The sequence below is a fragment of the Chitinophaga lutea genome (genome assembly GCF_003813775.1).
GTDB classification, from domain to species: Bacteria; Bacteroidota; Bacteroidia; order Chitinophagales; family Chitinophagaceae; genus Chitinophaga; species Chitinophaga lutea.
The window spans coordinates 925,803-949,973 of sequence record NZ_RPDH01000002.1 but is presented as its reverse complement, the minus strand read 5'-3'; the positions used below and the strand labels follow the sequence as shown (position 1 = coordinate 949,973).

Below are 24,171 nucleotides of genomic sequence, written 5' to 3'. Positions count from 1 at the left end.
CCTTTTTCTATCTCAGAAAAAACTCATCACACCAACGCCTCATACAAAATCTCCACCGGATGTTTCGCATGCACGCCCGTACCGTCTTTGATCTGGTGCCTGCAACTGGTGCCCGGCGCGGCGATCAGCGTGCCGGCTTCGGCACTGCGCACGGCCGGGAACAGCACCAGTTCGCCGATCTTCTGCGATACGTCGTAGTGTTCTTTTTCGTAGCCGAATGAGCCGGCCATGCCGCAACAGCCCGAGGGAATCACTTCCACGGAATAACCCTCCGGCAGGCTCAGTATTTTTTTCGAATGCAATACGCTGGAAAGGGCTTTCTGCTGGCAGTGCCCGTGCAGCTTGATGTGCTGTTTGGCCGGTTTGAAGCTGGCGGAGGTGATATGCCCGAGATCTGCCTCCAGTGAAATGAATTCATCCACCATGTACACGTGTTTGGCCAGTTCTTTCGCGGTTTGGCGGAGCGAATCGCCCACCAGGTCCGGGTACTCGTCCCGGAAACCGAGTATGGCCGAAGGTTCCACGCCGATCAGCGGGGTCTTTTCCGTGATGATGCGGCTGAACAGTTCCACGTTTTGTTCGGCTATTTTCTGCGCTTTCCGTAAAAAGCCTTTCGATAAAAGGGCGCGGGCGCTTTCAGGGTGTTCGACGGGGATCACTTCGTACCCGAGTTTCCGTAACAGCTGCACGGCTTTGACGCCGATGGAGGTATCGTTGTAATTGGTGAACTCGTCGCAGAAGAGATATACTTTCCGCTGCGCGTTACCGGTGTGCGGGTTCGCTTTCAGCCAGCTGCGCAGCGTGCGGCGCTCGAGCGTGGGCATGGAACGGTCCGGCGCAAAACCGGAGAAACGTTTGATGAGTCTGGACGGGCCGGGTGTTTTGACAAGCCAGTTGTAAATGCCGGGCGCTATCGCGGCCAGGCTCGTCAGCATCCGGAAGTTCCCGATCATCCAGGTGCGCAGGGGCACGCCGTTGGCATCGTAATAATGCTGGAGGAACTCCATCTTCAGTTTGGCCACGTCCACGTTGCTCGGGCATTCCGACTTGCAGCCCTTGCAGGCCAGGCAGAGGTCGAGCACCTCGTAGATTTCTTTATGATCGAACTTGTTCTCCTTGGTGGAATGCGTCAGGAACTCGCGCAGGATGTTGGCCCTGGCGCGGGTGGTATCCTTTTCGTTGCGGGTGGCCATGTAGCTGGGGCACATGGTGCCGCCGCTGAGGTGCGTTTTGCGGCAGTCGCCGGAACCGTTGCACTGCTCCGCGTGCTGCAGGATGGTCTGCTCGGGGAAGTGGAACACGGTTTTCAGGTCGGGCGCTTTTTTGCCGGGCTCGTACCGCAGCATGCTGTTCATCGACGGCGTGTCTACGATCTTGTGGGGATTGAAAATGTTTTCCGGGTCCCAGGTGTATTTGACCTGGCGGAGCAGTTCGTAGTTACGCGGGCCGATCATCTGTGCGATGAACTCGCCGCGCAGGCGCCCGTCGCCATGCTCGCCGCTGAGGGAGCCGTTGAATTTTTTTACCAGCGTGGCGATCTCTTCCGCGATGGTGCGGAACAGCTGGTTGCCTTCCACCGTTTTCAGGTTGATGATCGGGCGGAGGTGTATTTCGCCGCTGCCCGCGTGGGCGTAATGCACGGCGAAGAGATTGTATTTTTTCAGTATCAGGTTGAACTCGGCGATGAAGTCGGGAAGGTCTTCCACCGCCACGGCCGTGTCTTCGATCACCGGCACGGCTTTTTCGTCGCCTGGCAGGTTGCTCAGCAAACCGAGGCCCGCTTTGCGGAGCGTCCAGATCTTTTTGGTGTCGTCGCCGAAGAGGAGCGGGAAGTGGTAACCCAGGCCCGTGGCTTCGAGCTCACGTTGCAGCTGGCCGGCGATGGCGGTGATTTCTTCACGGGTATCGCGGCAGAATTCCACCACGAGGATGGCGCCGGGGTCGCCCTGCACGAAGAAGCGGTTCTTGCGCTGCTCGATATTGTCTTTCGTGCATTCGAGGATGAAGTGGTCGATCAGCTCGCTGGCGCTGGGTTTGTAGCGCATGGCGACGATGTTGGCGCGCAGCGACTCGTCGACGTTGTTGAAGTGAATGCACAGCAGCCCCGTTTCGCGGGGCGGCAGGGGATCGATATGGAGCTTGATCTCGGTGAGAAAGGCGAGGGTGCCTTCGGAGCCGGCGATCAGTTTGCAGAAGTTGAAGTCTTCCTTGCCGGCCGTGAACGGTGCGGTTTCCAGCAGGAGGTCTACCGCATACCCCGTATTCCTCCGCATGATGGAAGGTTTCGGGAATTCGCGGCGTATCTCTTCCTGGTTCGACGCGTTGCCCAGGATGCTGCGCATCTGTTTGTACACGGCGGTTTCGAGGCTGCCGTCGGTGGCCTCGCATTTGGCGTGGAACTCGTCGGGCGAAAGGGTTTTGAACGTGGCTTCCGAGCCGTCGCTCAACAGGGCTTTCACTTCCAGCAGGTGCTCGCGGGTACTGCCGTACACCACGGAGTTGGAGCCGCAGGAGTTATTGCCTACCATGCCACCGATCATCGCGCGGTTGGCGGTGGAGGTTTCGGGGCCGAAATAGAAGCCATGGGGCCTGAGGAAAAGGTTCAGCTCGTCGCGGATAACGCCGGGCTGTACGCGCACCCATTTTTCGGCGGTGTTGATTTCCAGGATGCGGGTGAACGTTCTCGACACGTCCACCACAATCCCGCTGCCCACCACCTGCCCGGCCAGCGAGGTGCCCGCGGTACGGGGGATGAGCGAGGTTTTGTGTTCACGGGCAAAGCGGATAAGAGTCCTGATATCTTCTTCGTTCTCCGGTATGGCCACTGCCAGGGGCATTTCGCGATAGGCGGAAGCATCCGTGGCATAGAGTGTTCGCATTGTATCATCGAAATACAACTCTCCCTGCAATTGCCGGCCGAGTTGCATCAGCATTTCACGCTTGATCATGAGGGCGAAAATAATATATAAACCGGAAGCTTAAAAGAGGGTATTGTGATTTACGAACGCCGGTTTCCCCAATTGCAGCCCGCAGCGGGCATTCAGCTGGTCCGCAAAATATACGCCCAGCTCGGGGGTATGCGCCTCGTCGGGCATATGAAGGAAAAAATACAATTCTTCCAGCCCCTGTTCCAGCCAGTAGGCGATGCGGTTCACCCAGTCGTCGATGCGGGTATAGTCGGTGGGATGGAGGCTGTTGCCCACGAACCGGATAAAAGCGCGCGGAGCGGGGAGGTGCATATGGGCGCAGTCGCGCCGGCCGGCCGTATCGGTGATCACGGCGCCCATGCCCAGGTTGCGGAGGGTATGAAAGAGGTCGTGGCTATGGCCGGGGTCGCTGAACCAGTCGGGGTGCCGCACCTCCAGGAAAAAAGCAAGGTCGGTGGGAAGGGTGGCCAGGTAGTTGAACAGGCTGCTTTTGCGCCCGGGCGCGAATTTATCGCTCATCTGCATGAAAATGGGCCCGAGCTGCCCTTCCAGTGCCCGTACGCCCTCCAGGAAGGCGGCGGTGGGCAATATGGCATCGGCGCCGAGGGCGCTGTAATGGCTGATCTGCCGGGGCACCTTCGGGCAGAACCTGAAATTCCGGCCGGCTGCTACGGCGGCCCATTTCCGGATGGTCTCGGGGCCATAGATCTGGTAATGGGTGGCGTTCAGCTCCACCGTGCCGAAGTGTTTCACGTATTCTTTCGGGAAATCCTTCTCTTTGGTGCCCTTCGGGTAAATCTTGCCGACCCATTCCTTTTGCCCCCATTTGGGGCAGCCCATGTACACGGCCGGGGCCGGCACACGCTTCCCGCTGAGCACCTCCTTGTTAAAAAGCGGTTCCGCAGGCAGTTTGAAATCGATATCGTTCAGCTGGGCTGTTTCTATGCGTCCGAAATGCATACCGTAAAATTAATGAATGCGGGGAGACATTCTCCCTGTTGAATACTCATTCCCCGGTGCGCACCTATCCCATTCCCGTTTCTGCTTTAGGTGAATTTTTATGCCTTCTCACAAACAAAACAGTACTATTACACTGCTGTCCCACAGATGTTCCACATCTTTTAAGATGTGGAACATCTGTGGCTCACAAGTGGGTCATCAGTGGGATATCTGTGGGACATCCTAAGGAAAAACAATAGCAGCAACGATTTCAGGCCAATTGCGCACAATATGAAGGCCAATCGCCATACCGGGCCCCAAAAAAGGAAACGATGCCGGGCCTGCCGGTTCCCCGTCCCGAAAGGGGAGAGGATTTGTATCCTGTTTGACGCAGGCCGCCCCGTTGACATTGATGGTGCCGGAATTTACCGCAGGGCTGTTTTTGCCGTTGTCACTGACCGGCAGCAGGTATTTTCCGTGCATCAAGCGGGAAAAAGCGGGAGGATGCTGTCATCAGTGGCCGGCCAATCGATAGCGGACGCCCGGTAATGCCCACCGGAAAATCAGGCAGGATGTTTTGCCGTGACAGGGGTTATCGGGAAAGAACAACGGCAATTCGGGCGTGTATGCGTGGTTTTTATAACATGTAAATTATCCAGATGTATTTGCCGGTTTTTTTCAGCGAAAAAAAAATAACTTTTTCGCACTTTCGTTTCCTTTTCTCAATTTTCCGGGTTAAATTATAATCGAATAGGACAGTATGGAGATTTTACACGTAAGCGCGGAATGCTACCCCGCGGCAAAGGTCGGAGGCTTGGGAGATGTGGCGGGCGCGTTGCCCAAATACCAGCGCGAGGCAGGCGCCATCGCCAAAGTAGTGATGCCGGCATATAGTACCCCATTCCGGGAAAAACACACTTTCGACCTGGTGCATCAGGGCGGCCTGTGGGTGGGGCACGAATGGTATCATTTCAATATCTGGAAAGAAAGCACCAATGCGCTGGGGTTTGACCTCTACCAGGTGGATATTCCCGGCCTGCTCGACACCAAAGGCGTATACGGTTACCCCAACGATACGGAACGTTTCCTGGGGTTCCAGATCGCGGTGCTCGACTGGCTCAACGAATGGCAGCACCAGCCCGACGTGATCCATTGCCACGATCATCACACCGGGATGATACCCTTCCTGGTCAAATACGGTTACAAATACGCACGGCTGCAGCACATCGCCACCGTGCTCACCATTCATAACGCCCAATACCAGGGGCAGTTCGGCTGGGACAAGTTATACCTCATCCCGTCGTTCGACCTCTGGAAAAGCGGCATACTCGACTGGAACGGCGCCATTAACCCGCTGGCCGCGGCCATCAAAAGCGCCTGGCGTGTCAATACCGTGTCGCCGAGTTATATGGAAGAGCTGTTCGGCAACGCCAACGGCCTCGAAGCCCTCCTGAACATGGAGCGGCACAAAGCCACCGGCATCCTCAACGGCATCGACGACGAAGTGTGGAACCCTGCGGCCGACGAAATGATCGAAGCGCGCTTCGCCGTCAAGGACGTCACGAAAGGGAAAAAAGCGAACAAACTTCGTTTATGCGAAACATTTAGTCTCAACCCGGACCTGCCGCTGTTTGTTTTTATCGGCAGGCTGGTGGGCGACAAAGGGGCCGACCTGCTGCCCGAAGTGATCGGCCGTTCGCTGGCGGAACATCCCGGCGGCCTCAACTTCCTGGTGCTGGGCAGCGGCGACGCACATACGGAATGGATGCTGCAGCAGGCGAAACAGTATGCCGGCGCGAATTTCAATGTGTTCATCGGTTATAACGAAACTTTATCGCATCAGCTGTACGCCGGGGCAGACTTTTTGCTGATGCCTTCGCGGGTGGAGCCCTGCGGGCTGAACCAGATGTACGCCATGCGCTACGGCACCATTCCCGTGGTGCGCACCACCGGCGGACTGATCGATACGGTGCGCGACTTCGGTGACGAAGGGGGCTTCGGCATCCGCTTTTTCCATGCCACTGCGGGCGACATCGTGCATGCCATCGGCAGGGGCCTCGAACTGTACGGCAACAAAACCAAATTCTCGAAAATCAGGAAAACAGTGATGCAGCTTGACCACTCCTGGAATAAAGCGGCGCGTGAGTACCTGAATATGTATACCAGCCTAAAATAAATGATAACGTTATGTCTAATGCAGTGATCTCAATCATTCTCGGAGGAGGTGCCGGAACGCGGCTGTATCCCTTAACCCGCAGCCGTTCCAAGCCTGCAGTGCCCGTTGCCGGTAAGTACCGGCTGGTGGATATTCCTATATCCAATTGTCTTAATGCCGACCTGCACCGGATTTTTGTACTGACGCAGTTCAATTCCGCGTCGCTCAACAAACACATCAAAAACACCTATCACTTCAGTCATTTCAGCAAGGCTTTCGTAGACATACTGGCGGCGGAACAGACGCCGGACAACCCCACCTGGTTCCAGGGCACGGCCGATGCCGTGCGGCAGATCATGCGGCACCTTGAAAACTTCGAGTTCGAGTACGCCCTCATTTTGTCCGGCGACCAGCTCTACCAGATGGATTTCCGGGAAATGATCCAGAACCACATCGACAAAGGGGCCGATATCTCGATCGCCACCATTCCCGTGCACGGCCGGGAGGCGACGGAGTTCGGCATCCTGAAAACGGACGAGAACAGTTTCATCTCCGCTTTCATCGAAAAGCCGAAAAAGGAACTGCTGCCCGACTGGTCGAGCGAAGTGAGCCCTGAAATGCAGCGCGAAGGCCGTATTTACCTGGCTTCCATGGGGATTTACATCTTCAACCGCCAGCTGTTGTTCGACCTGCTCACCGGCCAGCCGGAATCGACGGACTTCGGGAAGGAAATCATCCCCAACTCCATCTCCGAGCGGAAAGTATTGAGTTTCCAGTACGAAGGGTACTGGACGGACATCGGGAACATTTCTTCGTTCTTCGAAGCCAACCTCGGCCTCACGGACGACATCCCGCAGTTCAACCTCTTCGACGACCACAAAACGATCTTCTCCCGTGCGCGCATGCTGCCGCCGGCCAAGATATCGGGCACCACGCTGGAAAAAACGGTGATCGCAGACGGCTGCATCATCAACGCCAGCCGCCTCGAGCGCTGCGTGGTGGGCATCCGCACCCGGATAGGGAAGGGCACCACCATCAGCAACAGCTACCTGATGGGCAACGACATTTACCAGACGCTCGACGAGATCAACAATGCCCGCAGCAAGGGCCGCCCGCCCATCGGCATCGGTGATCGCTGTTACATCAACAATGCGATCATCGACAAAAACGCCTGTATCGGCAATGATGTGCGCATCAACGGCGGCAAGCACCTGGAAGACGGCGACTTTGAAAAATACACCGTCAAGGATGGCATTGTTGTTGTGAAGAAAGGAGCTATACTCCCTGATGGCTTCCAGTGCCTCGGGTAACAACGGTTAACAAAAATTACGGGATATGCGGTTATCTATTGAAAGGCAAAAGATCAAGGTAGTGCCCGACCTGAAACGCGTGGTAGCAAGGTTTTTCTACAACGGCGATGCGCGGGCGAAAGGCATTATCCTCAGGGTGATGGAAATGACGGACGAGGAAGTGAATATCAGTATCACCCCTATTCTGCGCGACTTTTCAAAGCGGCATCGCAATATTACCCGCATCTTCGAGCGCCATGCAGACAAACTGCGGAATCTTTTCACGGCGCTCAAGATCGACTTCGAAGAGCTCGATTTCCGGAGGAAACTCCTCATCGGTTCTTTTCATACCAACGAATTCTCCATCGAGTCCGCCGCCTTTTTCAATCCTTCCATGGTGGAAGACATTGACCAGAGCGGCCTCGAAGAAGGAGAAAAACGTGTGATCATGAGTTTCCGGGCGGTAGGCGAGGGGCATATATCGTCCATCGTTTTCCGCCGGGGAACCATCGACAAAAACAACGAGATCACCATTGTGCCGGCGGGGAATTATGTGGACGAACCGGACATTATCCGCAACACCGTTTATCACAAAAACGTGTTCTTCCAGAATGCCGTTTCCATCAAACTGCCGGATTCCGTTATCCGCGAGGTGAGCAACGGCCTGCCGGACACCTTCGAATACACGCAGCTGAAAAAAGTGATCCGCGAAATGCAACAGCGCTACCAGGTGGACCACCTGCTGAAGCGTAACCTGGAGCGCATGCTCTGGCTGGCGGATTCTTACTACGAGATCAATTTTTCTCTCGATACCGATATTTCCGACCGGGTGATATTCCCGTACTCCGAAGCGGAAAGCAGGGGGATCGAAGATGCCCGTTTCGTGCGCTATACGGGCGATACGAGCGGCGTTACGTATTACGCCACCTACACCGCATTCGACGGTATCACCATCCAGCCCAAATTGCTGCAGACGAAGGATTTCTACCATTTCAAGATCATGCCGCTGTACGGCGAGGGCGCGCAGAACAAGAACCTGGCGCTGTTTCCCCGCAAGATCAACGGCCGTTACGCCATGATGAGCCGCATCGACGGTATCAACAACTACATCATGTATTCGGACAAGATCAACATCTGGGAGAATCCTGAAATACTGCAAACCCCCAAATATCCCTGGGAGTTCGTGCAGATCGGCAATTGCGGCTCACCGATCGAAACGCCGGAAGGCTGGCTGGTGATCACGCACGGCGTAGGGCCCATGCGCACCTATTGCCTCGGCGCCACCCTGCTCGACCTCGAGGATCCCAAAATAGAGATCGGCCGCCTGAAAGAACCGCTCGTGATCCCCAATAAAGACGAGCGCGAAGGGTACGTGCCCAATGTGCTGTACTCCTGCGGCTCGATGATACACGGCAACGAGCTGATCATCCCGTACGGGCTGTCAGACTATGCGTCTACCTTCGCCACGGTGCACCTGGATCAACTGCTGGAAAAAGTGAAGGAGGGATAAGGCTAGGGAAGGCTGACCGTTTTCATCAGCACCTGTTCATACACTTTAATGTAATCGTCCACCATTTTCTGTACGCTGAACTGCGCCATGCTCCAATCGTGGCATGCCTTGCGGCTGATTTGCGGCAGGGCGGAAACGAACGTTGCCGCTTCGTCCAATGCGCCGGAAAGGAAGCCTGTCTCCCCATGTCTGATCAGTTCGGGCATGGAACCGCGTTTGTAAGCGATCACTGGCGTGCCGCACATCATGGCTTCCGCCACGCTTAATCCGAAAGGCTCCTCGAAGTAAATCGGGTGCAGCAGCGCCTTGGCGCGCCCCAGCAGTTTATTGCGCGCATCGCCGCCTACCGGGCCGATGTAGGAAATCTGTTCCCCGTCGATGTGTGGCTTTACCTGTTCGTTGAAGTATGCTTCGTCCTGCACGATGCCCGCGATGATCAGCCGGTGGCCGGTTTTGCGGGCAATGGCAATTGCGTCAGCCGCGCCTTTGTGCGGATGGATGCGGCCGAAAAACAGGAGATAGTCTTCCGGCTGGTCGTTAAAGCTGAAGTCTGCGGAATGGATGCCGTTGTATACCGTAGCCGCATAACGCAGCCGGCTGCTGCGGTCGGAATTGCTGATGGACACATAGTGCCCTACGTCGTTGTAACGCTCGTACACCGGGATGATTTTCGGGGAGGAGAAACCGTGAATGGTGGTGACGATGGGTGTTGATATCAGCCGTGAATAAGTGAGGGGCAGGAAGTCGAAGTGATTATGGATAAGGGCGTATTCTTGCGCCTGTTCCATCAGCAGGCTGATATGCATGCATTCCATCACCTTCGCGTCGAGCTCCCTGTTTTCTTCGTACCCTTCCGGGCAAATGGCCTGTAATGTACCGGCGGTGAGGGAGTTGGCGGTGGCGAACAGCGTTACGTTCCAGCCGCGCTTCACCAGGCCCTCCGCTACATTCGAGGCCATTTGTTCCCAGGGCCCGTAGTGCACCGGCGGCGTGCGCCAGGCTACGGGAGAGAGTATTGCGATCTTCATGATTACCTAACTGATTTTGCTCACGGCGGATGTGGAAATAATGGCGGTCTTCACCGGTTTTTCCACGCGCGGGATGGCCTCGCAGCTCTGCAGCACGGCCAGGTGCGAAATAAAGTACGCCAGCGTGCTTTCCGCGCCCTGGTTACGGTTCAGGCCATGCGGGGAGATGCCGTCGCAGCAGCCGTGCGTTTCATTGTCGTACAGTGATACGCGCAGCACGTTTTCGCCCGTGAACCATTTATAGCAGGTGAACATCTTTTTCAGGTACGCGGCTTCGCCGGTGACCGCATGTGCCTGCTGGTACAGCAATACCATGGCCATGGTTTCGAGGGCTTGCTGGTCGAATATCGGGCAATCGCCGCCTTCACAGAGCCAGCCTTCGTTGCCCACCGGGCAGAAGTAACCCTGCGTCATGGTGGTGCTTTCGAGGAAACGGAGGGCTTGCAGGCCCGTTGTTTTCAACTCTTCCTTTCCGGTGATCTCCGCTACGTGCAGGATGGCCAGCGGCAGGATGCCGTTGTCGTAGGTCATCGACTTTTCGAACCACTGCCAGTCTTCCGTCCCGTTCTGTTCCCAGGCTGTTATCAGCGGCTGCACCAGCGTCAGCAGGCGGGCCAGTATCCCTTCGTCTGACGGGCAGGCTTTCAGGTAATGGCAAAGGCCGATGGCTGCATTGGCGCGGCCGCGCAGGTGCTCCAGGGCCTCGAGGTGGTGGAGCGAATGATGGAACAGTTCCAGCGCGAATTCGCGGTAGGAATTGTTGGGGGCGAAACGGATGAGATAACCCAGCGCCCATACCGTACGGCCGAAGGAGTCTTCGGAACCCACTTCGTCGAGGTACTGGCGGCTGAAGCTCAGGAAGTTCCTGAAATTACCGTCGGGCGTTTGCATGTAATGGATGAAGCTGAGGTATACCGGCAGCAGTTCCGGCGCCGGCGCGTCTTTTGACTTGCGGTGCTGGTGGGCCATTACGGTCATCATCAGTGCGCGGGCGTTATCGTCCACGCAATAACCTTCCTTCAGGTTGGGGATACCGTATTTCGCATGCTGTACGATGCCGGTATCGTCTGTAAGGCGGCGTATATGCGACAGGTTGAGCGGCGGTAAAAAAGAGGGGTCGGGCAGGGTGCGCGGATGGTTCACCGAAGCAGGCCTCGGTGTGTTGCGCACTTTTTTGGCCAGCTGGTAATAGCGGGCGCCCATACGGCTCCATTGCAGTTCGCGGCCGTATTCGAGCGAGCGGCTGCGCAGGGCGAGCAGGGCTTCGGGATTGTCCAGCAATTCGTTGAGGATGTTTCCCAGCTCGTCGAATTTCGCGAAGCCGAAGAGGCGGCCGCGGCCTTCGTCGAGCAGTTCCTGGGCGTACCAGTAGGGAGTGGATATAACGGCCGCCCCGGCGCCCATGGCGTAGGTAAGCGTGCCGCTGGTGATCTGTGCTTCGCTCAGGTACGGCGTGATGTACACGTCGCTGTGGCGGAGGTAGGCGAACAGGTCGTTCTCCGTCAGAAATTTATCGACAAATAAAACATGATTGTCCAGGCCGGCTTCGGTGATCATTTCCCGCAGGCTGTTGCGATATTCCTCACCGGCGTGGCGTAATACCGCAGGATGTGTTTTTCCCGCCACAACGTACAGCACATCGGGATGGCGGCTGATGACCTGCGGCAATGCACGGATGACGGTTTCTATGCCTTTGTTCCGGCTTAGCAAACCGAACGTGAAAATCACCTTGCGGTTCCGCAGGGTCTCAGGCAGCACGTCCGCCTGTATCGATAGCTTTTCAAAGTCGGGAACGCCGTGGGGGATGAGCATCACTTTATCTTCCGGCACGTCGTAAATCTCATCGAGGAAACGAGTGGCCAGGCGGCTCATCACCACTACGCGCGAAGCATGGCGCGAGATCTCCTTGACGATCGTTTTCTGCAGGAAGGAAGGCTCTTTCAATACCGTATGGAATGTAACGATATAGGGTACTTTCAGCTTACCCAGCAACGATAAAATAAAGATGCCGCTTTCGCCGCCGAAAATGCCGAATTCATGCTGCAGTACCACCATATCGGTACCGCTGCTATTGATGTGTTCCGCGGCGGCAAGATAGTCGCGCATGTGCTGCTGCCGGATGGTGAAGGAAACCTCGGGGGGATACTCATACGTCTGTCCATCGTCGTTCATGGCTATAACGCTCACTTCAGGCGCTTCTTCCACAAGACCGACGGCACTGATCAGGTGTTCGGTGAAAGTAGCAATACCGCATTCACGCGGATAGTAAGATGAAATGTACGCAATCTTCATAAGAGTAACTGTTTTTAAAAATTTAGCAATAAGGGTACAAACAGGGGAGTTCACATGCACTCACAGGATATTTAATATTTGCAAATTAGCTGCCAATTAATCCGGCACGCTTCGGCCCAAACACGCTACGAATTGTGATAAATGGTAATATCGGTTTGTTTGAAATATGTAAATTCATCCCTTCATCCTTTATTCGTTTTCCCGATTCGTATTTGATTTATCTTCGTGCATTCAAATTTTGCATTAGTGACCAACAATATAACCGCTAACATCACCGCGCCGCTCAGTTGTTACCATGTGCCGATCGCCGACACGGGCTATTTCAGCCCGCTGATTGCCGACTTCCTGACAGGCCGGGAACCGCTCCGTTCGTTCTACGAATACAATCCCCTGCAGCCGGACTTCAAAAGGGCCATGCTGCTCAAGGCGGAACAGCCGCTGCGCCGCGACATACTGGCAGACGCCCTCTATCATCAATATAAAGGCATAGAGATCAGGGAGGAGGTAAGGGCCAATATCGGGCTCCTGCAGGCCACCAATACCTTTACCGTCTGTACCGCCCATCAGCCCAATATCTTTACCGGGTACCTCTACTTCGTCTATAAAATCCTCCAGACGATCAAGCTGGCACAGGACCTGCAGCGACAATACCCTGACAAACATTTCGTGCCGGTTTATTACATGGGCAGCGAAGACGCCGATCTCGACGAACTGGGCTCCATTTTCCTGGACGGCGGCAAGCTGACCTGGAATACGGAACAGACCGGGGCGGTGGGCCGGATGGAAACGAAAGGGCTTGAAACCCTGATTGAACAGATCGGCAACAGTATCGGGTATGCCCCGCACGCGCCGGAATTACTGGAAATGCTGAAGAAAGCCTATCTGGGGCATTCGAACATTCAGGAAGCGACATTGAGCCTCGTAAACGATCTTTTCGGCTGTTACGGACTGGTTGTGCTGATACCGGACAATCCTGCCTTCAAGCAGCAGTTGATACCGGTGATGGAAGAGGAGCTTTGGCGGCAAAGTTCCGAGGCGATCGTCAGCAAAACCATCGCAAACTTGTCTGAGCATTATAAAGTGCAGGCTAACCCGAGGGAAATAAATCTTTTCTATCTGGACCGCAATATACGACAAAGAATCGTGAAGGATGGGGAACTGTGGAGAATATTGCACACTTCGTTGTCGTTTACCGGGGAGGAATTAAAAAAAGAATTATATGAGCATCCGGAGCGTTTCAGCCCGAATGTGATCCTCCGCGGCATCCTCCAGGAAACCATCCTGCCCAATATCGCCTTTATCGGCGGCGGCGGGGAAGTGGCGTACTGGCTCGAACTGAAAGACCTCTTCCGTCATCACAAGGTGCCGTACCCGGTAATTTTGCTCCGGAATTCGTTTCTCTGGATCAATAAGGACCAGCACGACCGCCAGCAGAAACTGGGCATCAAAACCGACGGGCTTTTCGAAGACACGGGGCTGCTCATCAACCGGTACGTGCATGAGCATACGAACGCGGCGCTGGTGCTGCGGGAAGAATACGCCGCCATTGAAAAACTGTTCAGCGCGATTGAAGAAAAGGCGAAGTCGATCGACATCACCCTGGTAGCCACCACCAATGCGGAAAAGAGCCGGGCCATCAAATCCATCGGCAAGCTGGAGCACAAGTTCCTGCGGGCGGAAAAAAAGAAATTCGAATGGCAGGCGGAGCAGATCAACCAGCTGAAAGCGCGGCTGTTCCCCGGTAACTCGTTGCAGGAAAGGAAGGAAAACTTCCTCCCTTATTATGCGCAGTACGGGCCGGCGTTTTTCGATCACCTGCTGCGGTTCCTCAACCCGGTAACCGACCAGTTCTGTATCATCGCGGAAGAATAAGCCCTGCTTTAACTTTCTGTAATAGCCGCACCATGCACTGCGGCTTTTTTCATGTCTTTCATCACCGTATGCAGCGCGTGGAACTGGTCGCGCACGTGTTTGATCTCCAGCATCTCTTCCCGTTCCTGCGTGTGGCCCTGCCCGTTATTGATCTGTTCCTGCCGCACGTGGAGCAGGTGCTCGAGGCGTTCTTCCAGGGCATTGAAAGCCGCCGGCAGCGGGTGTTCCGGGATAAACCCGCCCACGCTCACGAACTGTTCGATCTGGTCCATCACGGTGAGCAGGTACAGCAGGATGTCTTTATACTCCGGGCGTTTGTATTTCAGCTGGTGCTGCAGGGCGTACGCGGAAAGCTGCGCGATGTGCGACGACAGGGAATGGCTCAGCACCACGAAGTGATACAGCTCCGACCCGAATTTCTGTTTGCTCTTGGGCTCCGACAACATGCGCTGGAAGGCCGCGGTGAGGTTGGCGGTGGTCACATGCACGTCTTTCCGCGCCAGTTTGTAAGCGAACAGGCTGAAGGGCTTATCGGTGTACAGGTTCATCACCTGCGTGAGGTATTGTTTGTTGGCCGCGATGTTTTTCAGGATGTACTCCGGTAAAAAGCGGTATTCCCAGCTGGGCCAGAAAATGTAGTTGAACCCGAAAGCGATCACGCCGCCCAGCACGGTATCGAGCACCCTTTGTTTGACGTTGTCGAAGTCGGAGGGATGGAGAAAGTGCAGCAGGAAGATGATGAAAGGCGTCATGAACACCACGCTGGTGACGTAGTGGTACGTCTGGAAACTGTAGGCGCCCAGGATGCAGACGAGCATCACAAAAAAGATGACCGTATCGTCTTTCGTGAGGTATAAAATGCCCGCCGCGAAGAACGCGCCGATGATGGTGCCGAGGATGCGCTGGTAGCTCCTCGTTTTGGTGAGGCTGAAGCCCGGCTTCATGATCACCACGATGGTGAGCAGTATCCAGTAGGTTTTGCTCAGCTGGAGGGCGTGCCCCAGCAACAAGCCCGCTACCATGGCCAGCCCGGTGCGTACCGCATGCCGGAAGATGTGCGACTTGAAGGTGAGGTTGTTGCGGAAGGTGGTGATGTCGTACTGCTGGCGGGTGGTGAACTTCGACAGCTCCAGCTGGTGGTCGAACGTCGTATCCTTGACGCGCTCCAGCCGGGTGAGGCGGTGCATGTTGTAGATACGCTGGGTGATGTGCTGCAGGTTGTCGAAGATGCTTTCGAAAGCGATGAGGTCCGCGCGCTCCTTGAGGGTGGGCAGCGTGGCCTGGTAATCCTTGAACTCCCGGCGCGACCGTTCCAGTTCCAGCTTCAGGTTCACCTTGGGCATGGAGCGCTGGCCGGCGGACACGGCGATGCCGATATTGTCGAGCTCCTCGGCGAACTGCTGGATGGTATGATGGAGCGTGGAGATCACCTTTGTGCCGGCGAAACGTTGCTGCAGGGAGGTGTAATCGATCTGGGACGCGGTGATCTGCTCGTACATGTCTACCAGGTCGAGGAAAATCAGCACCATGCTTTTGCTGATGCTGGTGGTGCCCTGCTGGGCGCTGCGCATCTTGAGCAGCAGCTCGCGCACGGCTTCCTGTTTTTCGTTCACCACTACCTGCTGCGCCAGCACGTCGCGGTAACTATCGGTGATATCGAGGGCCGGGTTATAAAAATCGGCGCGTTGCCGGAGGTACCGGGCCGTTTGCTGGATACAGTCGCCCAGTGTTTGCTGCACCGTGAGGTAGGGCCGTATCTGCCAGAGCAGGAGGGCCAGCAGGGAATACCAGATGCTGCCGCTGAGGGTGAGCAGCGCCACATGCACGGCCATCTGCCACGACACATAACTCTCCGCCATGATGCTGACCATCACCAGCAGGCCGCCGATGCCGATGTTGCCCCCGCGGTTGCCGTAAATGAGCAGCATGCTGTAAAACATGCTGCAGAGGGCTACCCAGACGGTGAGCAGCACGGTATGGGGCAGCAGCAGGCCGGTGCCGAGCGCGGTAAGGAAAATGAGAACGGTGCTGATGAGCAGGCCGTTCCGTTTATGCAGGATGGTGCCTGGCACATCGGCCAGAGCGGTGCACAATGCCCCCATCGATATGGCGATACCTGTGGTCAGGTGGCCGATGGCGGCAAAAATAACGGAGGGGACAACAACACTCAGGGTGGTACGAAGTCCGTTGCTGAAATGATAACTGAAAATAAAGGCTTTCGCTTCTTTGAACCAACGATCTTGCATTAGGAGCAAAATTAAGACATACCGGGCATGATTCTGACAATCAAGCGATGGTTAAAGTAAAACTTTTTATTTGTTGATTATCAGATTTTTACCGTATGAAAGTGAATAAATTATCCCCAAGTGTGTATAAGTAAATACTAAATATTATACGTTCTCTTTTAATTTACCGTAGAATGCAGTGTGTTGCCATATCTGAGAGCCTGCCTGCCTCACCTGACGGCGGCGACCCCGGCATACTGATATCAACTTATTTCGTTTATCTTTGGCGGCCGGAAAAAGAAAGCAGTTGCCTGTTTTTGCCAACCGGGCGTTTAGAATTCAATAAAATCGTAATTCGAAGCTGTGCGTTTAAAAACACTGGAAATTAAAGGGTTCAAAAGTTTCGCGGATAAAACCGTGCTCCACTTCGACGAAGGGGTGACAGGGGTGATTGGGCCCAATGGCTGCGGAAAAAGTAACATCATCGACTCCATCCGCTGGGTGATCGGCGAGCACAAGATCAGCAACCTGCGTTCGGAGAACCAGGCCGGCCTCGTGTTCAACGGTTCCCGTACCCGCTCCGCCAGCGGTATGGCCGAAGTGAGCCTTACATTCGAAAACACCAAGAATGTACTGCCCACCGAGTTTACCACGGTTACGATTACACGCAAGTTCTTCAAAAACGGCGACAGCGAATACCGCCTCAACGACGTGGCCTGCCGCCTCAAGGATATCCACAACCTCTTCATGGATACGGGCGTGAGCACGGACTCCTACGCCATTATCGAACTGGGGATGGTGGACGACATCATCAAAGACAAGGAAAACAGCCGCCGCCGCATGCTTGAGCAGGCCGCCGGCATTTCCATCTACAAAACCCGTAAGAAGGAAGCCAAGTCGAAGCTCGACGCCACCGAGGGCGACCTCAACAGGATAGAAGACCTCCTGTTCGAGATCAATAACAACCTCAAAACCCTCGAAAGCCAGGCCAGGAAAGCGGAACGTTACTACGAAATCAAGAAGGAATATAAAGAAGCCAGCATCGAGCTGGCCAAAGCCGCGCTGGAAGGATTTAACATCACTTTCCGCGACCTCACCGAACAGCAGCAGCAGGAAACAGACCGGAAAGCCGCCATCGAAGCGGAAATCTCTACGGACGAAGCGGCGGTGGAGCAGGACAAACTGCACTTCGTGGCCAAGGAAAGGGAACTGCAGGTGCTGCAGCGCTCTTTCAACGAGCTCGTATCCACCATCCGCACCAAGGAAAACGACAAGAACCTCGCTACCCAGCAGCTGACCTATCTCCGCGAAAGGGAAAAAAGCCTCAGCGATTTCCTCAACAACGCGGAAGGGCAGCTCAAAGGGCTGACGGACTCCATCGCCTTCACCGAAACGCAGGTGGGCGACGAACAGGAAGTGTTCGAATCCATGCAGGACGAACTGGAAACCCTGCAGGAGATGACCGACGAAAAGAAAGTACTCTTCAACGATAAGAAGCTGGCCCTCGAAAACCTCCGGAAAGACCAGCAGCAATGGCAGCGCCAGCAGTTCGAAGCGGAGAAAAAAGTGGCTGTGGCCGATACCTCCGTACAGAACCTGCAGCGTAGCATCCAGCAGCTCCAGGAAGAGAAGGCCAACCGCCAGACGCAGATCGCACAGCTGGAAGAAGAAAAGAGCGGTCTCCAGGACACCCTCGAACAGAACAAGGAAGAGCTGGCCGAAATGATCCGCTTCCAGGAAGAAACCAAAGGCAAGATCCTCGCTACGCAGGGAGAGATCGAAGGCCTGCGCGACCGCCTGGTGGACGAGAACAGGAAGCTCGATTCGAAAAAGAACGAGTACGACCTGCTCAAATCGCTCGTGGACAGCCTGGAGGGTTACCCCGAAAGCATCAAGTTCCTCAAGAAAAACAACGAATGGAATAACAAGGCGCCCATCCTCAGCGACATCTTTTTCTGCCGCGAGGATTACCGCACCTGTATAGAAAACCTGCTGGAGCCTTACCTGAACTATTACGTGGTGAACAACGCGGAAGAGGCCATCCAGGCCATCCGCCTGCTCGACCTGCATAAGAAAGGCAAGGCCAATTTCTTCATCCTCGACCAGTTCAACCACCAGGCCGGCGCCCTGTTTACGCCGCCCGGCACGGTGCCTGCGCTCGAAGTGGTGGAGATCGAAGACAAATACAAAGGCCTCGGCAATTACCTGCTGGGCAAAGTGTTTGTGGCAGAAGACCTCACCGCGCTCAACTTTACCGAGCTGCCCGACCAGGATGTGCTGATCACTGAAAAGAGCGGCCGCATCCACCGGGGCAAATACAGCATGAACGGCGGTTCCGTGGGCCTCTTCGAAGGCAAGAAACTCGGCCGCGCCAAGAACCTCGAAAAACTCGAAGCCGAGATCCGCGGGCTGGAAAGCGTGTGCAGCAGCCTCAAAGCCGATTTGCAGGCCAAACACGACGAGGTGCTGGGCTACAACAGCCAGCTCAACGAAAACAAGATCAACGCAATGCGCGAAAAGGTGAACCAGCTCAACAACCAGCTGTTCGGCCTGCAGAACCGCATCGAGAACTTTCACCACCTCATCGAAACGGGCAGCAAACGCCTCGCCGAAATGGAAGCCTCCCTGCAGGCCAACGAACAAAGCATTTCGAGCGTAAGGGATGAGCTGGATACACTGAACGACCGCGTACATGCCCTGCACGACAGCATCGTGGCCGCCGACCGCGCCGCACAGGAAGCGGAGCAGCAGTTCAACCAGGCCAGCGTGCAGTTCAACAACCAGAACCTCCAGCATACCCGCCAGCAAAGCAAGGTGCAGGGGCTGAAACAGGAGCTGGACTTCAAACGCAAACAACTCAGTGACCTGCACGTGCAGATCACCAGCAATAAAACCCAGCTGGAAGACACGGCCGGCAACATCGCCGCCGCCGAAGACCGGCTGCTGGCGTCGGAAGACGGGCTCGTGGAACTGTTCCGCCGCCGCGAAGAAGAAGAAAAAGCGGTGAACGAAAAGGACCAGGAATACTACAACTTCCGCAACCACCTCCAGGAACTCGAAAGCGCCCTGCGCTCCAAGCAGAAAACGCGCGACATGCTGGAACAGCAGCTCAACCAGATCAAAGACAAGGTGAACGAACTGAAACTGCAGCTCGCCTCCATGAAAGAAAGGCTGAGCGTGGAATTCAAAGTAAACCTCGACGAGATCCTCGATGAAGAGCGCACCGGCTCGCAAAGCGTGGAGGACCTCCAGGGCAACGCCGAGCGCCTCAAGAAACGCCTCGAGAACATGGGTGAGATCAACCCTACGGCCATTGAGGCGTATACCGAAATGAAAAAACGCTACGAGTTCATCCTCGAACAGAAGAACGACCTGGTAACGGCCAAGGAATCCCTGCTGGCCACCATCCAGGAAGTGGAGTCCACCGCCAACCAGAAATTCCTCGATACGTTCAACCAGGTGAAGGAAAACTTCATCCGGGTGTTCAAGGCGCTCTTTACCGAAGAAGACCAGTGCGACATGATCCTCAACGACCCGTCGAACCTGGCCGATACCGGCATCGAGATCATCGCCAAACCGAAAGGAAAGCGCCCTGCGGCCATTACGCAGTTGTCCGGCGGGGAGAAAACCCTCACCGCTACCGCGCTGCTGTTTGCCATTTACCTCATCAAACCCGCGCCGTTCTGTATCCTCGATGAGGTGGACGCGCCGCTGGACGATGCGAACGTGGGCAAATTCACCAATATGATCCGCAAATTCTCCGATAATTCACAGTTCATCATCGTGACCCACAACAAACAGACGATGGCGGCGGTAGACGTAATTTATGGCGTTACCATGCAGGAGCCCGGCGTGAGCAAACTGGTGCCGGTAGACTTCCGGAGCCTGAATTAAACAGAATGAAATAATTGTAAAAAAAGCCTTCCAACCGGAAGGCTTTTTTTGTTGTTATACAAGCTGGTACAAAGATTGCCCCATCCTACAAAACCTGAAAAATGAATCTGAAGCCCAGCGAAATATTGACGGAACAGGATGTAAAACGAGGGCTGAAGCTGGTGATAGGAGACGGGCTGGCTTCGGAAACCATGACGACCCTTACCGGAGGGGCCTTCATCATGGCCATGGCCATCCTGCTGGGCGCCAATAACCTGCAGTTGGGTTTGATTGCCGCATTGCCCACGATGGTCAATATGTTCCAGCTGATCGCCATCTGGCTGGTGCGCCGTTTTAACAACCGGCGGGCGATCACCGTGATCTGCGCCGTGCTGGCCCGCCTGCCCCTGCTGTTCATAGGGCTGTTGCCGCTGCTGGCGCCGGGTGTGATGACTATCGAACTGGTGATCCCCATCCTCTTTTTTTATTACCTCTCTGGCGCTGTGGCCGGCGCCAGCTGGAATTCCTGGATGAAGGACCTTGTGCCTGAAAAAACACTGGGCGCTTATTTCGCCCTGCGCAGCAGTTATATGCAAACGCTCAATGCGGTATTGAGCCTGATGCTGGCATTGGGGCTCGACTATATCCGCCACTATTACCCCGCGCTTGAAATGAATGCGTATGGATATATGTTTATTGTGGCCGGCGTGGTGGGACTGACAGGCACCACTTTTCTTGCTAAAACGCCGGAACCGCAGCGGTTCATGCCGAAGGAGAACATCTTTAAAATGCTGGCGCGGCCGTTGAAAGACGGGAACTTCCGGCGCCTGCTGTTCTTCAATTCCGCCTGGGTGTTCGCCGTCAATATTGCCGCCCCCTTTTTTACCGTGTTCATGATGAAAAGCATGGGGCTCGGTCTTTCCTACATCATCGGCCTGACCATCGTGAGCCAGGTGAGCAGTATTTTTACCATCCGCATCTGGGGCCTTTTTGCGGACCGCTACAGTAACAAAACCATCATCGCCATCGGGGCCCCGCTATATATACTGTGCCTGGTGGCCTGGTGTTTTGTGGGCATCTATTCCCAACTGTGGCCCAATCTGCTGCTGCTTTCGCTGATCCACCTGCTGATGGGCATCGCCAATGCGGGGATCAACCTGTCGCTAACCAACATCGGCCTCAAGCTGGCGCCCACGGCCGACGCCATTGTTTACCTCAGCACCAAGAACATCGTTACGGCCGTGTTTTCAGCCCTGGCGCCACTGGCGGGCGGCATACTGGCGGATTATTTTACCGGGCGGCACCTTAAAATAGACGCGGAATGGGCGAGCCCCCGCTGGACCAAAACCCTGCACATCGTGGAGCTGCACGAATGGAACTTCCTCTTTTTGTTCGGGGCGCTGCTGGGCCTGGTGGCCATCGAATTGCTGCGGCGGGTCAAGGAAACGGGCGAAGTGGAAAAAGATACGGTCGTACGCATCCTTCGCAGCACGCTTCGCAACAACCTCAAGGACAATTTCCTCACCGGCAACCTCATGAACGGGTATACCCAACTGAAGAGCGTATTCAGAAGAAGATTTTTCTGAATAGGATTCCCGCCGCCTGTCATAAAACCCGGAAAAATGCAGCCGGGCGCTTTATTTTAGCCGCTTCAAATTTGAAAATTCGCATTAGGGGTAGTATTTTAATGCGATTCAATCGATTTTACATAATTGCATGCTACGGCTATGAACACGGGCAGAATATTGACAGTATGGGGGTTGACAGGCTTAATATTGAGCGCCTGCAACAACCGGCAGCACAACGGCACAACAGACTCTCTCGCAATACGGCAGCAGTACGCGGAATCGCCCGTGCTGACGGCTGCGCAATCACTCGAAAAAATAGAGGTGGAAGACGGCTTTACCGTACAGCTGGTAGCGGCCGAACCGATGGTGGTGGTGCCCGTGGCGATGACCTTCGATGAGCGTGGCCGCCTCTGGGTGGCGGAAATGACCGGTTATATGCCAGACACGGTGGGAACCGGTGAAGACGCCCGCAACGGCCGGATCGTGATACTGGAAGATACCACCGGCGACGGGGCGATGGACAAACGCACCGTATTCGTGGATTCCCTGGTGCTGCCCAGGGCGCTGAGCATCGCAGGCAACGGCCTGCTGGTAGCGGAGCCGCCCAAACTCTGGCATTACGAGATAAGCGGCGACCACGCTGGAAAAAAGACACTCGTTGATTCGCTCTTTACCACCGGCGGCAACGTGGAGCATCAGCCCAACGGCCTGCTGCGCGCCATGGATAACTGGATATACAATGCGAAGTCGGACAAACGCTACCGCTACGACGGTGGCCGCTGGCTGAAGGAAGAGACCCACTTCCGCGGGCAGTGGGGGATTTCGCAGGACAGTTACGGCCGCCTCTTCTATAACAATAACTCAGAGAACCTGCTCGGCGATTATTTCAGTCCGGGTTTGGGTGCCGGCAACCCCAACCAGCGCAAGGTAGACGGCTACGACGAAAACATCGTGCCCGATAACAAGGTATACCCGCTCCGCCCCAATACCGGCGTGAACCGGGGTTATATGAAAGGCGTGCTCGACGACAGCCTGCGCCTCGTGAATTTCACGGCCGCCTGCGGCCCGCTGGTATATCGCGGTGGTCTGTATGGTGCGGCGTTCGAAGGCAACGCTTTTGTGGCGGAACCTTCGGCCAACCTCATCAAAAGGAACATTCTCGACAACGGCGGATATGCCGTCAAAGGTCGCCAGGCTTATAAAGGCAAAGAATTCCTCGCCAGCACCGACGAACGCTTCCGTCCTGTGAACCTGCACCTGGGGCCAGATGGAACGATGTATGTGCTCGACATGTACCGCGGCATCATCCAGCACAAAACCTATCTCACGCCTTATCTCAAGGGTGAAATAGGCGCCCGCTCGCTGACGCAGCCGCTCAACTGCGGGCGCATTTACCGCGTGGTGCCCGCCAAAAGCAACCCGCAACCCGTGAAGATAACAGGTAACCTGGTGGCCTTCCTCGACGATGCGAACGGCTGGGTGCGCGACAAAGCGCAGCAGCTGATCGCGGACGGGCAGGATAAACAATGGGTGCCCGCCTTACAGGCCCGCCTGCGCGACTTGTCGAAGCCCATTGGCGCCATGCATGCCCTCTGGGCGCTGGAAGGCCTGCATGCGCTGACCCTGGCCGATGTGCAGCCGCTGCTCGAGCAGACCACCGATGCGTTGCTCCGCAGCCAGGCTATTGCCGTGCTGCCCGCTGTGATCAATAGCGGAAACAGGGCTGTGGTGGCCCAAACACTTGAAAAGCTGATGGCCGACTCCGTACAGGCGCCGACGGCCACGCTGGTGCTGCCCGCCCTCCGGAAAACAGACGCCGCTGCGGCCGCCCGCCTGCTGCAACAGGCCTGGCAGACCTATCCCAACAGCAAAGTGATGGCCGGGGCCGTGATCAGCAACGTCAAAGACAAAGAAGCGCAATTGCTGGCCGCCGTGGAAGCCTGGAACCCCGATACCACGCTCATTATCCGCCGCCAGCTGAAAAAGGTACTGACCGATATCGCCAACCGTCGCAAATCCAATATGGACGAGGCCCTGCTCAAAGAATACCCCCGCGGCAACCTCATTTTTAAAACCGTTTGCCAGACCTGCCATGGGGCAGACGGGGAGGGGATTCAATCCCTGGCGCCACCGCTCAACCACTCGGAACTGGTTACCGGGAAAAAGGAAAGGCTCATCGCCATTGTCCTGTACGGGCTTACCGGGCCGGTGCAGGTAAACGGAAAGTTGTACAAGGCCCCGGAGATCAATGGCGATATGCCCGGCCTCATCAGCAACGACGAGTTTTCCGATGCGGACATTGCGCAGTTGCTGAGTTTTATCCGGAATGCGTGGGGGAATAAATCCGATAAAGTTATCGAGAAAGAAATTCAGCAGGTGAAAGAAAAATACAAGGGGAGGGTGAAATCCTTTACCATGGAGGAATTGAAATAATTGTTTGCCGCCAAACGGGGTATATAACACGCACGTGTAGTTCGTTATATTTGTGTTAAA

Annotated in this window: 13 protein-coding genes; 7 read left to right on the top strand and 6 right to left on the bottom strand. The window is 55.5% G+C overall.

Annotated features, from left to right (window positions below; translation table 11 throughout):
- Window positions 1-26: 26 nt before the first annotated feature.
- The 3 genes from EGT74_RS16065 to EGT74_RS16055 all read right to left on the bottom strand — a co-directional run bounded on the left by EGT74_RS16065 (window position 27) and on the right by EGT74_RS16055 (window position 4,349).
- Window positions 27-2,948 carry an FAD-binding and (Fe-S)-binding domain-containing protein gene (locus EGT74_RS16065; protein WP_246008230.1) on the bottom strand — a complete coding sequence of 974 codons (2,922 nt, stop codon included), beginning with the start codon at window positions 2,946-2,948 and terminating at the stop codon, window positions 27-29.
- 30 nt (window positions 2,949-2,978) lie between these two features.
- On the bottom strand, window positions 2,979-3,887 hold the full coding sequence (locus tag EGT74_RS16060; RefSeq protein WP_123847598.1) for a DUF72 domain-containing protein: 909 nt from the start codon (window positions 3,885-3,887) through the stop codon (window positions 2,979-2,981).
- Window positions 3,888-4,109: 222 nt separating this feature from the next.
- Window positions 4,110-4,349 carry a hypothetical protein gene (locus EGT74_RS16055; protein WP_123847597.1) on the bottom strand — a complete coding sequence of 80 codons (240 nt, stop codon included), beginning with the start codon at window positions 4,347-4,349 and terminating at the stop codon, window positions 4,110-4,112.
- A 277-nt stretch (window positions 4,350-4,626) separates the two neighbouring features.
- Here EGT74_RS16055 and EGT74_RS16050 point away from each other — a divergent pair, with 277 nt between their 5' ends.
- The 3 genes from EGT74_RS16050 to EGT74_RS16040 are packed head-to-tail and all read left to right on the top strand — an operon-like array spanning window position 4,627 to window position 8,820.
- Window positions 4,627-6,042, top strand: coding sequence for a glycogen synthase (locus EGT74_RS16050; protein WP_123847596.1), 1,416 nt, complete (start codon window positions 4,627-4,629; stop codon window positions 6,040-6,042).
- Window positions 6,043-6,053: 11 nt separating this feature from the next.
- Complete coding sequence (locus tag EGT74_RS16045) at window positions 6,054-7,331, top strand: glucose-1-phosphate adenylyltransferase (protein WP_123847595.1); 1,278 nt, start codon at window positions 6,054-6,056, stop codon at window positions 7,329-7,331.
- Window positions 7,332-7,356: 25 nt separating this feature from the next.
- Window positions 7,357-8,820: a glycoside hydrolase family 130 protein gene (locus EGT74_RS16040; RefSeq protein ID WP_123847594.1), complete on the top strand. Its 1,464-nt coding sequence runs from the start codon at window positions 7,357-7,359 to the stop codon at window positions 8,818-8,820.
- A gap of 2 nt (window positions 8,821-8,822) precedes the next feature.
- Here EGT74_RS16040 and EGT74_RS16035 read toward each other — a convergent pair whose 3' ends face one another.
- A complete protein-coding gene (locus EGT74_RS16035) occupies window positions 8,823-9,848 on the bottom strand; it encodes a glycosyltransferase family 4 protein (protein WP_123847593.1) in 1,026 nt (341 codons plus the stop codon).
- A gap of 6 nt (window positions 9,849-9,854) precedes the next feature.
- Window positions 9,855-12,140 (bottom strand): glycosyltransferase family 4 protein, encoded by a 2,286-nt coding sequence (locus tag EGT74_RS16030; protein WP_123847592.1) that lies wholly within the window; start codon window positions 12,138-12,140, stop codon window positions 9,855-9,857.
- Between the two features lie 246 nt (window positions 12,141-12,386).
- On the opposite strand from EGT74_RS16030, the gene bshC reads away from it, so the two are divergent.
- Window positions 12,387-14,012 (top strand): bacillithiol biosynthesis cysteine-adding enzyme BshC, encoded by a 1,626-nt coding sequence (gene bshC / locus EGT74_RS16025; protein WP_158618180.1) that lies wholly within the window; start codon window positions 12,387-12,389, stop codon window positions 14,010-14,012.
- A gap of 8 nt (window positions 14,013-14,020) precedes the next feature.
- Here bshC and EGT74_RS16020 read toward each other — a convergent pair whose 3' ends face one another.
- Window positions 14,021-16,258: an FUSC family protein gene (locus tag EGT74_RS16020; protein WP_123847590.1), complete on the bottom strand. Its 2,238-nt coding sequence runs from the start codon at window positions 16,256-16,258 to the stop codon at window positions 14,021-14,023.
- Window positions 16,259-16,600: 342 nt separating this feature from the next.
- Here EGT74_RS16020 and smc point away from each other — a divergent pair, with 342 nt between their 5' ends.
- From smc to EGT74_RS16005, 3 genes are all read left to right on the top strand, one after another.
- Complete coding sequence (smc, locus tag EGT74_RS16015; RefSeq protein ID WP_123847589.1) at window positions 16,601-20,131, top strand: chromosome segregation protein SMC; 3,531 nt, start codon at window positions 16,601-16,603, stop codon at window positions 20,129-20,131.
- Between the two features lie 101 nt (window positions 20,132-20,232).
- Window positions 20,233-21,696, top strand: a complete 1,464-nt coding sequence (locus tag EGT74_RS16010; protein ID WP_123847588.1) for an MFS transporter — start codon at window positions 20,233-20,235, stop codon at window positions 21,694-21,696.
- A gap of 141 nt (window positions 21,697-21,837) precedes the next feature.
- Window positions 21,838-24,111 (top strand): DUF7133 domain-containing protein, encoded by a 2,274-nt coding sequence (locus EGT74_RS16005; RefSeq protein WP_123847587.1) that lies wholly within the window; start codon window positions 21,838-21,840, stop codon window positions 24,109-24,111.
- Window positions 24,112-24,171: the final 60 nt, after the last annotated feature.

Excerpts from the sequence above, each read along its gene's own strand:
- EGT74_RS16065 (WP_246008230.1), bottom strand. The coding sequence starts at position 2,948 with ATGATCAAGCGTGAAATGCTGATGCAACTCGGCCGGCAATTGCAGGGA.
- EGT74_RS16060 (WP_123847598.1), bottom strand. The coding sequence starts at position 3,887 with ATGCATTTCGGACGCATAGAAACAGCCCAGCTGAACGATATCGATTTC.
- EGT74_RS16055 (WP_123847597.1), bottom strand. The coding sequence starts at position 4,349 with ATGCACGGAAAATACCTGCTGCCGGTCAGTGACAACGGCAAAAACAGC.
- EGT74_RS16050 (WP_123847596.1), top strand. The coding sequence starts at position 4,627 with ATGGAGATTTTACACGTAAGCGCGGAATGCTACCCCGCGGCAAAGGTC.
- EGT74_RS16045 (WP_123847595.1), top strand. The coding sequence starts at position 6,054 with ATGTCTAATGCAGTGATCTCAATCATTCTCGGAGGAGGTGCCGGAACG.
- EGT74_RS16040 (WP_123847594.1), top strand. The coding sequence starts at position 7,357 with ATGCGGTTATCTATTGAAAGGCAAAAGATCAAGGTAGTGCCCGACCTG.
- EGT74_RS16035 (WP_123847593.1), bottom strand. The coding sequence starts at position 9,848 with ATGAAGATCGCAATACTCTCTCCCGTAGCCTGGCGCACGCCGCCGGTG.
- EGT74_RS16030 (WP_123847592.1), bottom strand. The coding sequence starts at position 12,140 with ATGAAGATTGCGTACATTTCATCTTACTATCCGCGTGAATGCGGTATT.
- EGT74_RS16020 (WP_123847590.1), bottom strand. The coding sequence starts at position 16,258 with ATGCAAGATCGTTGGTTCAAAGAAGCGAAAGCCTTTATTTTCAGTTAT.
- EGT74_RS16010 (WP_123847588.1), top strand. The coding sequence starts at position 20,233 with ATGAATCTGAAGCCCAGCGAAATATTGACGGAACAGGATGTAAAACGA.
- EGT74_RS16005 (WP_123847587.1), top strand. The coding sequence starts at position 21,838 with ATGAACACGGGCAGAATATTGACAGTATGGGGGTTGACAGGCTTAATA.